Origin of the sequence: Photobacterium jeanii (genome assembly GCF_001650345.1) — a bacterium.
In the GTDB taxonomy this organism is placed as follows: domain Bacteria; phylum Pseudomonadota; class Gammaproteobacteria; order Enterobacterales; family Vibrionaceae; genus Photobacterium; species Photobacterium jeanii.
Genome location: NZ_LVHF01000012.1, coordinates 462,865 through 477,545 on the forward strand (window position 1 = coordinate 462,865; position 14,681 = coordinate 477,545).

General features: G+C 42.2%; 15 protein-coding genes. 6 read left to right on the forward strand and 9 right to left on the reverse strand.

Annotation, left to right across the window (positions count from 1 at the left end):
- Positions 1-122: 122 nt before the first annotated feature.
- Together A3K86_RS03485 and A3K86_RS03490 are read right to left on the reverse strand one after the other, a co-directional pair.
- Positions 123-983, reverse strand: coding sequence for an MBL fold metallo-hydrolase (locus tag A3K86_RS03485; RefSeq protein WP_068327743.1), 861 nt, complete (start codon positions 981-983; stop codon positions 123-125).
- Positions 984-1,244: 261 nt separating this feature from the next.
- Positions 1,245-4,163 (reverse strand): amylo-alpha-1,6-glucosidase, encoded by a 2,919-nt coding sequence (locus A3K86_RS03490; RefSeq protein ID WP_068327746.1) that lies wholly within the window; start codon positions 4,161-4,163, stop codon positions 1,245-1,247.
- 221 nt (positions 4,164-4,384) lie between these two features.
- On the opposite strand from A3K86_RS03490, the gene A3K86_RS03495 reads away from it, so the two are divergent.
- Positions 4,385-5,299 carry a LysR family transcriptional regulator gene (locus A3K86_RS03495; protein WP_068327748.1) on the forward strand — a complete coding sequence of 305 codons (915 nt, stop codon included), beginning with the start codon at positions 4,385-4,387 and terminating at the stop codon, positions 5,297-5,299.
- Here the strand turns inward: A3K86_RS03495 and A3K86_RS03500 are convergent.
- The 4 genes from A3K86_RS03500 to cyaB all read right to left on the reverse strand — a co-directional run bounded on the left by A3K86_RS03500 (position 5,285) and on the right by cyaB (position 7,450).
- A complete protein-coding gene (locus tag A3K86_RS03500; protein ID WP_068327749.1) occupies positions 5,285-5,842 on the reverse strand; it encodes a nucleotidyltransferase family protein in 558 nt (185 codons plus the stop codon). The two genes, A3K86_RS03495 and A3K86_RS03500, sit on opposite strands and share 15 nt — an antisense overlap.
- Before the next feature lie 93 nt (positions 5,843-5,935).
- The gene (locus A3K86_RS03505) at positions 5,936-6,202 is read right to left on the reverse strand and encodes a hypothetical protein (RefSeq protein ID WP_068327752.1); all 267 of its coding nucleotides are present in this window, start codon (positions 6,200-6,202) and stop codon (positions 5,936-5,938) included.
- A gap of 231 nt (positions 6,203-6,433) precedes the next feature.
- Positions 6,434-6,841: a GFA family protein gene (locus A3K86_RS03510; protein WP_068327755.1), complete on the reverse strand. Its 408-nt coding sequence runs from the start codon at positions 6,839-6,841 to the stop codon at positions 6,434-6,436.
- A gap of 57 nt (positions 6,842-6,898) precedes the next feature.
- Positions 6,899-7,450, reverse strand: coding sequence for a class IV adenylate cyclase (gene cyaB, locus A3K86_RS03515; protein ID WP_068327758.1), 552 nt, complete (start codon positions 7,448-7,450; stop codon positions 6,899-6,901).
- Positions 7,451-7,849: 399 nt separating this feature from the next.
- On the opposite strand from cyaB, the gene A3K86_RS03520 reads away from it, so the two are divergent.
- From A3K86_RS03520 to A3K86_RS03535, 4 genes are all read left to right on the forward strand, one after another.
- Entirely contained in the window at positions 7,850-8,683 is an 834-nt protein-coding gene (locus A3K86_RS03520; protein ID WP_068327762.1) for a phosphate ABC transporter substrate-binding protein, read from the forward strand.
- Positions 8,684-8,779: 96 nt separating this feature from the next.
- Complete coding sequence (locus tag A3K86_RS03525) at positions 8,780-9,583, forward strand: PstC family ABC transporter permease (protein WP_232321899.1); 804 nt, start codon at positions 8,780-8,782, stop codon at positions 9,581-9,583.
- The gene (locus A3K86_RS03530; protein WP_068327768.1) at positions 9,580-10,440 is read left to right on the forward strand and encodes a PstA family ABC transporter permease; all 861 of its coding nucleotides are present in this window, start codon (positions 9,580-9,582) and stop codon (positions 10,438-10,440) included. The genes A3K86_RS03525 and A3K86_RS03530 overlap by 4 nt, the downstream gene beginning before the upstream one ends.
- 1 nt (position 10,441) lies before the next feature.
- Complete coding sequence (locus A3K86_RS03535) at positions 10,442-11,167, forward strand: phosphate ABC transporter ATP-binding protein (protein ID WP_068327771.1); 726 nt, start codon at positions 10,442-10,444, stop codon at positions 11,165-11,167.
- 131 nt (positions 11,168-11,298) lie between these two features.
- On the opposite strand, the gene A3K86_RS03540 is transcribed toward A3K86_RS03535, so the two are convergent.
- Entirely contained in the window at positions 11,299-11,775 is a 477-nt protein-coding gene (locus A3K86_RS03540) for a DM13 domain-containing protein (RefSeq protein ID WP_068327774.1), read from the reverse strand.
- Between the two features lie 335 nt (positions 11,776-12,110).
- Here A3K86_RS03540 and A3K86_RS03545 point away from each other — a divergent pair, with 335 nt between their 5' ends.
- Positions 12,111-12,899: a PEP-CTERM sorting domain-containing protein gene (locus A3K86_RS03545; RefSeq protein WP_068327777.1), complete on the forward strand. Its 789-nt coding sequence runs from the start codon at positions 12,111-12,113 to the stop codon at positions 12,897-12,899.
- Positions 12,900-13,036: 137 nt separating this feature from the next.
- Here the strand turns inward: A3K86_RS03545 and cobA are convergent, their stop codons facing one another.
- Together cobA and nirC are read right to left on the reverse strand one after the other, a co-directional pair.
- Positions 13,037-13,816 carry a uroporphyrinogen-III C-methyltransferase gene (gene cobA / locus A3K86_RS03550; protein ID WP_068327778.1) on the reverse strand — a complete coding sequence of 260 codons (780 nt, stop codon included), beginning with the start codon at positions 13,814-13,816 and terminating at the stop codon, positions 13,037-13,039.
- Positions 13,817-13,852: 36 nt separating this feature from the next.
- Complete coding sequence (gene nirC, locus A3K86_RS03555; protein ID WP_068327780.1) at positions 13,853-14,674, reverse strand: nitrite transporter NirC; 822 nt, start codon at positions 14,672-14,674, stop codon at positions 13,853-13,855.
- Between the last annotated feature and the right edge of the window lie 7 nt (positions 14,675-14,681).

Here is a 14,681-nt window from a genome sequence, read left to right on the forward strand (position 1 = left end):
TTTTTATTGTGAGCAATATCAAATAACCTTATTCGAGCCTTATATTGTGCTGAATAACAACATAAGACTCTTAGCCACAATTAACATCGGCTCTAAACAGCATTTATATTATTCAGATTGCATCACGCAAAGTGCAAATTTAACCCTACACCAACATCTTTAACATCCGAGTTATTTGCAAGCTTAATTTTGTACTCCAAACTTGTGCAATGGCATGGGTGGATCTGCGTGATCGCTTGGTGCTTGAAGTAGTCTAGAGTGCCCTGAGCCTGTACTTCACTCGGAGCGAGTAAATGAAACCCACCGATAACATCAACGATGCGGTCATCACCACAAACCTTTTTAGCATGTTCAATGATGTTACAAATCCCCGCATGGGAGCAGCCAGTAATAATTACCAAGCCTTGTGCAGATTTATAGGCTAATGCAGAGTCGTCTTTGACAAAATCATCGTGCATCTCATCGCCACACTCACATTGACCGATCGGATCTAGGTTTTCAAAATCGTTACTTCTTTCAATCTCGCCTAAAAAGACAAGGCGATCTGTAAGCCAAACAGGCTCAGTGCTTAACTGAGTTGCAAAATACTTACTTACCTTTTTTCCATCCAGCACCGAACCAATCTCTTCGCCCTCAAAAGCTTTATAAGCAAACGCATCAGGATGGGCAATCAAAGTTGGCTCACGCACTTGTGAAAGCTCAGCATTTTGACTCGCTTCACCTTCAGCTCTCGCCTCTGCAAACAGTTTAGCCAGTGGAAAAAGACCACCGGTATGATCATTATGACCATGAGAGATCACCACATGATCAACATCCAGCAAGGTTTCTCCCATCTTTTTGGCGTTCTGAATGAAAATGTCAGAATACCCAACGTCGAATAACACCTTAGTATCACCGTCAGTAATTAAGTATGAAACCCCCGGCTCCCCTAGATAATAACGGTCAATTATTGTGTTGTTATCGACTAATACTTTTAATTCCATCTTCCTATCTCGTACGTCATTCAAGGCACGCGCAGCGCCTTATAATCAGCAGACATCATACCTTTTGATTAAATTTATGCCTTGATTGATATCGAACATTGAAGAAATATTGATAATCTTTTCAAAAGCTTGCTTAACGAATATTCTCATTATTTCAACGCAACACAAACACAGTAGCAGCCCTATCACATCAGCGATTTTGTAAAAAAAAAAGCCGCTGAAGAACCTCAGCGGCTTTGTTATACGCTTTAAACTGTCAATTTATTGAAGCGCTGTAATACGAATATCTGCAATATTTGCTTCATTCTTCACACCTTTGACGCCACCAGCATAAATGTATGTTTCATTTGATTTGAGGTAACTCATATTGAAATGATCTTTAAGTGCAAGTTGATAAACCTTGCCCTGCTCTAGCTTCACTTCAATAGGGGTTGAATAACGCATACCATTATTTTCACCAATATGCCCCATTTGCAGGACACCGGCACCAACAAGCTGACCCGCATCATCGCGAACTTCCAACTGCTTAACCGTATTGGTAATTCCCGTATTAAGTTGACCAAGGTTATTGTTATACCAAGCCGCCATTTGATAAGAGCCCGTCTTAGGAACAACGAATGTATTTAGCCCTTTTACCGTACCGCTATCTTTACTAACAGTAACGGTCGACACGCCCTGTTTTAACGTTTGGTACTCACCTACTAATTTAACGCGAATTTCATCACCTACACACACTGGCTGGCTTGGATTCGAACGGAAGCCTTGGTCATTAATACTTTCCGCTACATAACACGCAAAGCCTTGCGACATGTCGGTATACTGCTGCGCAACGACACCCTGCTCAATCAACTTACCGTTACGATATAGGTTAATTTTATATTGGCTGGCAATATCAATCGCAACGCCTTTATTGCCTTCATTCGTAATCACTTTTGCAGTCAATGCTGGCTCTTTTGGTGAGAACACCCGACTATCTTTTATTGCATAAGGTTTAACGCCTGAAATCACTTTTATTGTACTGTCATTACCCACTTTTGCTCCTAAGGTAACTTGATAATTACCTTTATCATCAAGCTTCACATCATCAACAGGGTAATAACCAGACATATCATCATCTACGGGCGGTAGATCAATAGTGACCGAATACTGTTTTCCTTTGTAATCAAAATTATTCAGTGTTATTTGCTGTGAATGCGCGAACAAGTTATTGCGAATCCAACCGGTAATAAAGGGTTTAACCTCAAGTTGACCGCTTTCAGTATGAATACCAAAAATCGTTTCAACCACCATGTTCAAATACCCTCCCACAGACCACAGTTGACGCTGTGAGTTAATTACCGGGCCATCAAGGCTAGCATCCGCCCCATGATCGCTATGGATAATGAATGATTTGCCAGACAACCACTCAAGATTTTCCATATTAGATAAGTTAGTCGCCGTTCCACGAACCAAAGATTGTACTGCGTTATTCGCCGCTGCAACGTTCATAGTGTGTTTAGCAGCACGCAAACTATATGCTGTCACAAACGGCCAAATAGCCCGGTTATGGTATACAGGCACATCTGGTTGTTGCGGGAAGTACACTGGCACACCAAATTCACTGTGAGGATAATTAGCCATGATTTTCTTAGCTTGCCCAACACTCGCAATGCCACTGATAATCGCCAACGATTCACCCAACATGTCGTATTTGTCAATCGCTATGTCTTGGCCATTATCAAATAGATAGCTAACATACATTCCACGCTGATCGTTCCAGAATTTATCATTAATAGCGGCTTTTAACTGTTTGGCCCACTCACCATATTTAACGGCATTTTTTGAGTCAAATTGCTCAGCCAATTTCGCGGCTAAACGCATCGCTCGATAATGAACAACGTTGGTCGATAAAGCTTTACTGCTACCAATGGCGTTTACATCTTGTGGTGTCCATGTTGAGTATGTTTGATCGCGCCAATCAAGGAAGGATTGTTCACCAACATATAAACCAGACTTTTGATCAAATGCTGCTACCCGATCAGCCTCCAAAGTATTACTAAGTGCATTATAAGCTCGTTCTGCAAATTGATTATATTCTTCACCTTGAAGCGCCGAAAGAAGTCGTTCAGCACCTAGCGCCCATGTTGTACGGTCAGTGCTGATCGGCCAGCTTCCACCAGTGCCTGTATCTTGAACTATTTGCTCACCGTCATACTGCTTATTTGTCGAATCTCGAAAACCCGATAATTTGAATTTGAGACCATTTTCCACCCGTGTCGGGTTCATTAAGGCCAACGAAAGATCGGCAGCATACGCCAAATCACGAGTCCAAACGTAATGCCATTTAGCCCCTGTTTCGAACACTTCAGCTTTAATAGGTTTGTTAAAGTTATAGTTGCCGTCTTTAATTTCTGAAACCGAAAGCTGGCTTAGCTCTTTAAGGCTCATAGCAAATAAAGCATCAAACGCAACATCACCAGTGACCACTTGCGGACCAGCCTGTTCGTTAACGATCACTCCTTGATCTAACGCATCACGTAATTCAGTGGTTGTCGAAATACCAAATTCACGCAATTTAGCTTTAGGATCTTTTACTGAGAAAACCACGGTATCTAGAGAACCATCGAAATTCGCAAATGGCTTGGACTCTTTTATAGAATGCCCTTTATGTACCATAGCAGGATCAATAATCGCGTCCGCATAGTATTTCTCAGCTTCTGTTTGAGTCGCTTTGGTTACTGTCATAGTTGCACTGCTTTCATCAGCAAAACTCACTGAAAACTTGTAGTAACCTTTTTCTTTAAACGTAATCACCGAATTACAGTCATCGTTCATACAATTTTCATTGAGTTCGGGTTTCGGATAGTAATCCTGCGCTACATCAAATTCAGTCGGCTCAGTAAAATGGGTGTACTCAATCTGCCAACCGGGATCAGCAATCTTAAACTGGTTACTACCGCGCGCGACTCTAAGAACCGTTTCATACTGATTATTACCAAGATATTGCAGTTTGGCATGTTCAGCCGTTCCCCAATCGCCATTCAAACCACGTAAGAATAAATCTGCTTTAATAATGGGTTTATCCTCAGGTTTCGGTGCCACTGTTGGTGTATTAACACTTTCCTGGCTATCCGAATGCCAATTACAACCAGCTAATCCGATACAAGATGCAACTGCAAGCGCAATAATACTTGGTTTCATGTTTATCCCTTCCATTTGTTATTTTGTGCGCCAGTGTAAAAAACTCGCTTTAGTGGGAAAAATAGGTAGAAACCAACAAGCTATAGATAAAAGCTATATCTACACCCTCTCTCGTGATCTAGATCTATGAAATACCTTTATTCTGTCTCTAACCTAATTTCAAATTTGTGATTTGAAAGTGAAATTGTGCAAAATGACTCGCAGTTTTTAGAGGAAAAGACATGGATAAATCACTGCAACAATTTTTACTTGTCGCCCGTTGCAAAAGCATAAGCGCAGCCGCAAGAATGGCAGGGCTCAGCCAACCCACAATCACCAACAACCTGCGAAAGTTAGAAGAAAGTTTAGATGTCGACCTCTTTGAGCGTACCTCAAAAGGCATGATACTTACCGAATACGGACGCATCCTTTATCGTCATAGCAATGCGATGCAACACGAATATAATTTGATGATGCAAGGAATTGATGAAAGGAAGAAATACCAAGACGGTAAAATAAAAATCGGTACAGGTGATGCTTGGTGGCCACTTTTTGTTAAACAAGCATTAGATACTCACCTGTCTCACTCACCACTTGCCTCAACCCATGTCGAGTTTGGTAACCATCTCTGTTTAATGGACTCGTTAATCAACGAGGAAATTGAGTTTTTTATTGGCCATGAAATTGTTGGCTTATCAGCCAAATGTGACGTAACTTTTATTCCTTTATTTCAAACCACTGATGCATTTTTCGTAGGGCCTGAACATCCACTGCTAAACAAAACAGTGACTGATGCCATGTTGCACGAGTATCCTTCTTTGTCTGTCACTTATGATGCTAAGAAATTTAGTCATATTGTCGACAATCCAATCCCAAAACAACACGAACGTGAACGCCAACAACTGGACCAACGTGCCACTTACGAACTCGATTCGCTACTTGCCAGTATCGAAACCCTCAAAACCACTGTAGCCATAATGCCTTATACTAAAGCGTTAAAACCTTATCTAGAATCTTATGGGCTTAAAACATTATCGATGAAAAAACAGCCGAACCCTGGGACCGTTGGTATTTATCATCACAGGAGAGAAACTTCTAAATCGCATTTAACCTTAATTGAAAATATTTGCCTACAAGTGAAATCAATCATCGTGTAACACCGTCAATAACGGCCAGTGCGACAGCCAAGCCTTACTGTAAAGTCGTTGTTCAAACAGCGCCATTGGTCGTTTCAGATTATGCGTCACATTCAAGTTAAAAAGAGACTCAAACCCAAAAGCAGCAATACAGTCATACCTATTGTTTTCAACTTTTCGAATACCCACCGCCGTTTCTTTTTCAGGCCAATAACTCATCGCGTCAAGTGTATTGCTATATGGACTATCACCATTACGTTCATGCATGAGCGCTTGATTTCGCACCTGCCAATTTAAGTTTGGCATTGCTGCTTGCAACTGCTGTTCATACATTAAATAAGCGTTAACATCGCTCTCGCTTGAATCAAAATAAATAACGTCCACATCATTTAATGGCGTCATTATTACTTTATTGTGCAAGGCATCCCACACCAAGTTTCGAACAAAACCAGCAGCTATGTAACATTGCGGTAAATCCAACCGATACACACAATCAAGCGCAGCCACCCTCACGGGATCTCGTTCGATAAACTCAATGATCTTATCTGCATATTCTTGTGTCATTGCGTCAGCTCATTAAACAAACACACAGCATTCTAAAGAATAACACCCAGTAAAGACCTACTGGGTGTTTGATTACAACTTAATAGCCATTAATTAATCAAGCTGGATATTGCACTCTTTCTTAATCACTAACTTAGCAAGCTCTGTAACAAATTGAAATTCATTGTTAGCACCATACTGACTAAAGAATGGCTGAACTTTGTCGCATGAACCTTGCACCGATAAAGCAAAACGCAACAATGCCACAGAATCACTCGGATCCATATCTAACTGCTCTAATGCTATCGCCATCGCTTGTTCAGGCTCATCAGCAAGATAATGCTGATTATACAAAACAGAAAGTTGCTCATACTCACTCACAATTCCATCACTGGCAAAAGCGCATGATGAAGAAAAAAAGCCACATACTATTACTAAGGTATAACAAGCACACCGACACCACTTGGCACTTTGGACAAAAAGTCTTTCCATTGCCCCGGATGTATTGTCGGACAACCTGCTGAACCTTTCCATGTTGTTTTATACCCCCAATGAACGTGAATGAAATTCGCTTGTTTACCATAATCAGGAAAGTTAGAGTTTAATTTGTAACTATGACTTTACTGGCCCCTTTTCAAATTGCTTTAGATCATCGGTGATCTCATTCCAAGGGGCTTTTGACGCTGTAAAAATATGAAAACTTGGCTTATGCGTCGGCACATCATCCAAAATACCCAACCGAATATTATGCTTATGTGTTTTTAATTTATGTGAAAACAAACTCGAACCACAACAGCGGCAAAATGCGAGCTCTGTCTCCGCGCTTTTAGGGTAAATAGTCACAAACTCTTCACCAGCAATAAAACGAAACTTATCTGAGCTTATTCCACCTACCGATGAATAGTCTGAACCTGTAAATTTGCGACACTCTGAGCAGTGGCAGTTCCCCATATACTCAAAATCATCTGGTACTTCAATCTGTACCTTATTACAAAGGCACGAGCCACTTAACTTTCTCATTATTATTTCCTTATAAATTTATATTTATTCGTAACTACAACACCTCACACAAACACACTACAAATTCTGCTCTAACAGCATGGTTTTGTATGATCTGGATTCAAGATCGGCTTCAGATAATCCAAACTGTGCAGCAAGTGACAATAGCTCTTTTTTGAAGCGAGGAAGTTGGGTTTCATCGTTAGTCATAATTGCAAACTCAGCAAAATCACCGATACCGTCTAACGAGTCAAACGTGATGTGATAGGCACCAACAAAGTAAATGCTGCGTGTTTTAGTGGCTTTCAGCACTATTTCGTACCCCATATTAACTAACATGCTTTTTGCATTTTCAGCATCGGTAATATTGGTAGCTTCACAGCGATCAGGCTCAGGGCCTTTTACTATCCAAAGTTTGATCCCCGAGGGCTCCATTGTACGAATACACACACTTTTATTTTGCGACGTTAATGCTCTCTCTGGGGTATCAAAGTAACAATCCGATTCAAGATTATCTTCGAGCATAACCTGATGAGACATTGCGGTTAGTGTTTTAAGAAACGCTACTTTTGAATGCACGCGATATTTGAGCTCAACTTCATATTTCCCTTTAAAATGCTCACTACTCATTTATTTGCCCCACAGATTCGATACGTAACTGCCATGTCCTACTTCGCACACACTGGCATTTAAAAGACGCATTTTATCATGTTAAAAAGCCATAAATCTGATAGCCATACATAAATAACTGAAAAACAGAAGTTATCAATACGTTAAGTCAAATAATATCAGCTCGTACCAACAGCTGTGTTTATTTAGCTACGACTTATCGCTTCCCATTCATATCCTGCACCTACTATCAAACAACTCACTTTTATAAATTGTGATTAAAATCATAGGTTAATATCACATCTTACTTGTCATTTATTTGTATAACATAACTAGCAGGCGTAATCTCTCATCTCGAAATCAGTCTTTTACAGCGGCTCTTCCGTCTCTACTCTTGCGTTTTATTAATAAGGATATTTTATGCGAATCAAATCAGGTTTAGCCAAACTGCTACTCTGCGGCCTTTGTTGTATTCCTGCTGCAGCCATGGCAACAGATCTCGATAGATTTGAAGGGCTTTCTGGCTCAATCAATATTGCCGGCGGCACCGCGCATATTCCAGTAATGAAAAAAGCCGCTAAATCAGTCATGAAAGCAAACCACGATATTCGTATCACGATTGCTGGTGGCGGTTCAGGTGTTGGCGCGCAACAAGTGGCTAAAGGCTTGGTAGAAATTGGCAACACTGGACGGGCACTTAAACCCAATGAAGCCAAGCACGGACTGATTTCTTTCCCATTTGCAATTGATGGTGTAGCCGTGATCGTAAACCCTTCTAATCCTATTCAGGGGCTAACCGAACAACAAGTTGCTGACATTTACGCAGGCAAGCTAACAAACTGGAAAGCGCTAGGTGGTGAGGATCGTATGATCAACCTATTCACCCGTGATGAAGCCAGCGGTACGCGTGCCGTGTTCGTTAAGAAACTACTTCATGAGTCACCAATGGCAAACTTCGCTAATGTGGTCCCTTCAAACGGTGCGATGAAAACAGCTATCGCACGTGACCCAGGCGCCATTGGTTATAGCAGTGTTGGTTATATTGATGACACCGTAAAGGCACCTGCATTAGATAATGTGCACCCAACGAATGAAGCTTGCGCATCAGGAAAATACCCAGTGGTACGCAAACTGTACATGAACACCAAAGGACAACCTCAAGGATTAGTACGTGAGTTCATTGATTACATATACAGCCCGCAAGGCGCTGAATATATTCGAGCATCGGGTTATATACCACTAAACCAGCAATAACTAGCCATATTCAGATAGATATTTGGTTATTTAATGGTTTCTTCGATCACCACAGAGCGTGTATTACTTACATTCGTTTCAGTTGTATGCGCTCTCATGATATTGCTATTTGGCTTTTTATTGTGGTTCGCCCTTCCCGTATTTTTTAATACTGAGGCACCAGTACTCACCCTGCTCTGGCAACCAGAGCAAGGGCACTACGGCATACTCACCATGATTACGAGCTCAGGGCTAATTGGTCTGCTTGCGCTTATCATCGCCTTTCCTATTGCAATCGGAATCAGCGGTTTTTGCTTACTCGAACGCTACCACAAACCTGCCGCGTGGATAAGAAGCCTGATCCGCTTAATGGCAGGTATACCCACTGTGGTTTATGGCATCGCTGCCGTGTTTTTACTCGTTCCACTACTACGAGAAACCTTCCGCAGTGGCTCAGGCTTTTGCCTGCTCGCCGCCACACTCATAGTGGTGGTGTTGATCTTGCCCGTGATGGTGATGATGCTCGATACTCACTGTCGGCCATTAGCTAAACAAATACACCTTGCATCTGTCGCAACAGGTTTTACCGAGAGCCAAACCCTGGTTTACCTAATCTTTCCTCATGCCCAAAAAGCCATGGTTTCTGCGATGTTACTTGGTTTTAGTCGGGCCATTGGCGACACACTTTTGCCTCTTATGTTAGCAGGCAACGCCCCACAACTAACCAGTAGTGTATTTGATTCTGTCCGCACTTTAACGGCTCACATTGGCTTAGTATTAGCGACCGAGAATGGTAGCGCTGAGTACAATTCATTATTCGCAGCGGGATTTATATTACTCGCCATGAGTGTGGCTGTGACGTTGTTAATAAGAAAAATGGAACACGCGCAGTTAACCTCAACCAAAGAGGACGCTGTATGAAAGCACGACTATTTCACCTGTGGTGTCTTACCTGTACGGTAGGATTGGTATTATGTTTGGGTTTATTGGTCGGTTTTATTATTAGTCGTGGCGCCCCAGCACTTAGTCTTTCCCTCTTTTTTGGTGACAGTGATCCCCTCAATGCCCTTCTAGGGTTAGAACCGATCTGGGATGGGATATGGCCAGCATGTGTAGGCACCCTCACAGTCGTGTTTTGCGCCACCGCACTTGCGTTATTGCCCGGCATTGCCACTGGTATTTGGCTAGCCAGTCGTTCGCAATCACGATTCAAATACCTAGTTGCACTTGGTATCGATATTCTGGCAGGGATCCCTTCTATTTTAATGGGGCTTTTCGGCTTTACCCTGATCCTGTTTCTGCGAAGCTGGCTATTACCAACCGCCAATACTTGCTTACTGTTATCAGCACTGTGCCTTGCGATGTTAATCATTCCGTACTTAGCTGTCGCTACTCGCACTGCTTTACTCGCCTTGCCTCATTCATTAGAAATCACAGCACTATCGCTCGGCATGTCACGCTGGAAAACATTACGCTGCGTACTATTGCCTCAAGCGGTAAAAGGTATTATTGGCGGCATCATGTTAGCAATGGGGCGTGCCGCTGAAGATACAGCGGTCATTATGCTGACAGGCGCAGTCGCCAATGCAGGATTACCCGGAGGGTTATTCGAACGCTATGAGGCTCTGCCTTTCACAATTTTCTATTTCAGCGCCCAATATCAAAATGACACTGAGTTACAAATGGCTTTTGGAGCCGCATTAACCTTGCTATGCCTCACCGCTACCATTTTCACCTCAGCCACACTGTTACAGCGTAACTCTTTACGGAAACACTAATATGAGACCATTACAGCACGCCCATCGAGTGACAGGGAAAATAGCCAACCTCACCATAACATTTGGCTCTCAGACTGTGATTTCTGATGTCAGTATGAACCTTTACAAAAATAGAGTGCATGTACTTACCGGGCCATCTGGTTCAGGAAAAACGACCTTTCTCCGCGCCATCAATCGCCTTAATGATTGTTTTGCCGATTGTTACACTCAAGGCAAAATCGAGTTAACTATTGATGGCAACTTAGAAGCTGTACATACTTTAAAATCACAACAACTACCAACATTACGACAAAAAGTAGGTATGGTATTTCAACATCCACAACTTTTACCGGGCACAATCGCAGACAATATTTTGCTGCCGCTTAAAGTTGTAAGTGGTATGACAGGGAAAGTAGCGCAGAATAAACTCTCAACTGCACTTAGCCAAACGACATTATGGGACGAAGTAAAAGACAGATTAGATAAGCCAGCCCAGTCACTTTCTGGCGGGCAACAACAGCGACTTTGCCTTGCTCGCACTCTCGCTCTAGAGCCCGAAATATTATTACTAGATGAACCAACCGCTTCGCTAGATCCTAAAACCACAGAACAAATCGAATCGTTAATTAGCGAATTAGCCCAGCACTACACCATAGTGATGGTGTCTCATTCCGCGCAGCAAACCCAAAAGCTAGCTGATTATATTTATTATTTTGAGCAAGGGCGTGTGGTTAATAACTCCCTCTAACTCTCAATACATCATATGGAGCAACGGTGCATGATTAATAACCCCCCTCTAGCTCCCCCTTAAAAAGGGGAGAAGACCAGCAAAGCTCCTCCCCTTTTCAAGGGGAGGCTGGGAGGGTTATTTTATAAAGCTTATTGGTATTTCGCAGCGGTAATGAACTCACCAAAAGTCTCACACCAGATGATCACCGCGTTATAGCTTGCAGGGTTTATACCTTCAGGTACTGGCACAACAAAATTTTCGAACGTTTTAACATCACCTACCCTCGTCATAGTTGATTTTAAACGATTAAAATCATCTTCAGTTTCCACAAACTCTGGTGATAAATACAACTTATAGTCAGGGCCTGGCGCGAGTTTTCCCATCAAGGTGATAAATTCAGGGCCAACCGTCACCGTGCCTTCTCCCCAGTGGAACGAATCGCTATCTTGAAGCTCTTTCGTAAACTCAGCAGAAAACTGTGCTTGAGCAGAAACCGTTGAGACTTCTGTCACCGTTGGAGCAGTTGGCGCAATCAAGATTGGTAACGCGTAGATGCCAAGAGCAAAACCCGCTGCGCCCACAATTAAATGACTCACTAAAAGTATGATTAACGTTTTTACTTTCATTCAACCTCCTTTGAATTTCATACCGTGCTCTATCCACATTGAGCACCACGAAAAACACTCAGTGTAAAACTAGCCTTTAGCGGTTGAATTTGAAAGTAAAATAAGGAGGAATTATAGTGCCTTCAATCCTCTCATTGTCATCACAACCTCAAACAAAATTAACAATGATACATTGATTCGATCATAAGAATCGTGTCAGAAAATTTTACAACCCCAAATATAACAAACGTTCAAAATCGCATAAGCCATTAAAACTAAAGTAAAAATTTATCAGGCACAGTTTATGCAATCTCATTATTAACAACCATAACCTTATAATGATGAAGGGATTGCACATGACTAACTACAAACACACTCTAATTAAAGCAGCAGGATTGTTAGCTTCTTCTATTTTTGCTAACTCAGCATCTGCTGCACCTATTGGTTTTGGTGTAGATGGTGATACTACTAGCTCAACGCTCTACAGCATCGACTTTGCAACAGGTACAGGTACAGCCATTGGTGGTATTGGTGCCGTCGGATTTAATGATGTAGAGGGTATTTCCTTTTTTGGTTCAACTCTCTACGGTATTGATGATTCATCGAATTCACTGATTACTATAGATACTGCAACTGGTGTCGGTACATCTGTCGGCGGACTTGGCGTAAGCATTACAAATCCGGGCTTTGCAATCTCTTCAAGTGGTCTGGCTATTGCGGGGGATAATAATGACTTATGGACGGTTGACCTAACGACAGGTGCTGCAACTTCACTTAACAGCTCTGTTGGTTTTGATTTAGAAGGCTTAACTTTCCTGGGCGAAGTCTTATTCGGTGTTGATACAAGCGAAGACAGCTTATACACCATTAATACCATGACAGGTGTCGCTACACTTGTGGGTGCAGGAGGAACACTAACAGGACTTAGCCCTGAAGCGGCTCTAGCCACTGACGGAATCAGCCTATTTGCTGCTGATGATGACGGCGATTACTTTAAAATCGATCCCCTAACAGGTGCTGCAACAATCATTACTACGAGTGGTACTGATGTTGAAGGCTTAACCATTCGAGTGCCTGAACCTGCCACTCTATTTGGGATGGGGTTACTTAGCCTATGTCTAGTTCGCCGCAAAGTACGCAGCTAACACGTTCACATTAATTGTTTTATCGAGCCTGCAATAATAAAACCGATAATAACAAGCAAAAACAAAAGCCACATTCACAATTAATAATGAATGTGGCTCTTAAATTATTAACGAATTAATCGAATAGAACGATAACGTTATTGGTTATACCAACTCAGCTTTTGATGAAGCTCGGTAACACTACCAATAACAATCAGCGATGGGCTAACGGCATCTTTAGCTATCGCAGGTAACTCAGCCAATGTTGAGGTGAAAACACGCTGTTGTAGTGTGGTTCCCTTTTCAATAATGGCACAAGCTGTATTTGCATCAAGACCATGATCCAGCAGTTTTTGGCTAATTAAAGGCGATTGCTTTAATCCCATATAAAACACTAAAGTATGATTCGCTTTTGCCAACGATGACCAATCAATATTCTCACCGTCTTTCTTCACATGCCCAGTAATAAACTGCACGCTTTGAGAGTGTTCTCTATGCGTAAGAGGGATCCCAGAATAAGCCGTACATCCCGCAGCTGCGGTTATTCCCGGCACGACTTCATAACGAATATTGCGCTCAACTAACAATTCAAGCTCTTCACCGCCGCGACCAAAAATAAATGGATCGCCACCTTTTAAGCGCACAACATGTTTACCCTGCTCTGCATGTTCCGCCAAAATCTGATTTATCTGTTCTTGCGGTACACAGTGATAATCCAGCTGCTTACCAACATAAATTCGCTCAGCATTTGGGTTAACCAACGCCATAATTTCAGCTGAAACCAATCGATCGTACACCACGACTTCAGCTTGTTGAATTAAGCGCAACGCTTTGACAGTGAGCAGATCCGGATCTCCCGGACCTGCACCAACTAGTGAAACAAATCCTTGCTTTTGGATACCGATATCAACATGTTCAGATGACAAAAACGATGACATTAATTTGCTCCACTCTTCGTTAATATTCTTGAATGATTAAGCGTTAACTGCAGCAGCTTGAGCCACTTCTGAAGTCTTATTATTGACTACTGGACGCTCAGCTTTAGGTGTTGAGTACCAGTATCCCAGCCCCATAAACACCACACCTGAAACAGCATTACCTAGAGAAACCCATAACAAGTTATGACCAATACCACCCAATGTGTAAGCCTCAGCGCTATTACCAAACCAAGACAAAGCAAAGATCGTCATATTGGCGATCGAGTGCTCGTAACCACAACCAATGAATGCCAGCAGACACCACCAAATAGCAATAAAGCGACTGCTACCTTCTACGCGTTGACACATCCAGATAGCTAAACAAACCAACCAGTTACAAAGAATACCTTTAAAGAACAATACCATTGCTGGCGCAGAAGTTTTAGCAAGCGCAACTTTATGAACCAAGCTAGTCGCATCAGGCAGCAACTTACCGCCACCGGCATACATAAATAACGCGGCAACAGCAATAGAACCCAGCAAGTTACCAAGCCAAGTTTGCGGTAGAATTTTTAAGTTATCCATCCATGTGATTTGGCCTGTTTTAGCACCAAGAGTGAGGAACATTGTATGGCCGGTAAATAACTCAGAACCAGCCATAATCACCAAGGTCAACGCCACACCAAAGGTAGAGCCCATAACAATTGGACGAATAGACGGATCAACTAGGTTGCCAAAAGTGAAGATTAAAATGATACCCAATCCGACATATGCTCCTGCCATTGCTGAACTAATCCAAAACCCAATTGGATTATCTTCAACCAATCGCTTAATACGCGCTGCGTTATCCCCGCATTTTTTAATTGGATCTGCAAACATTGTTATT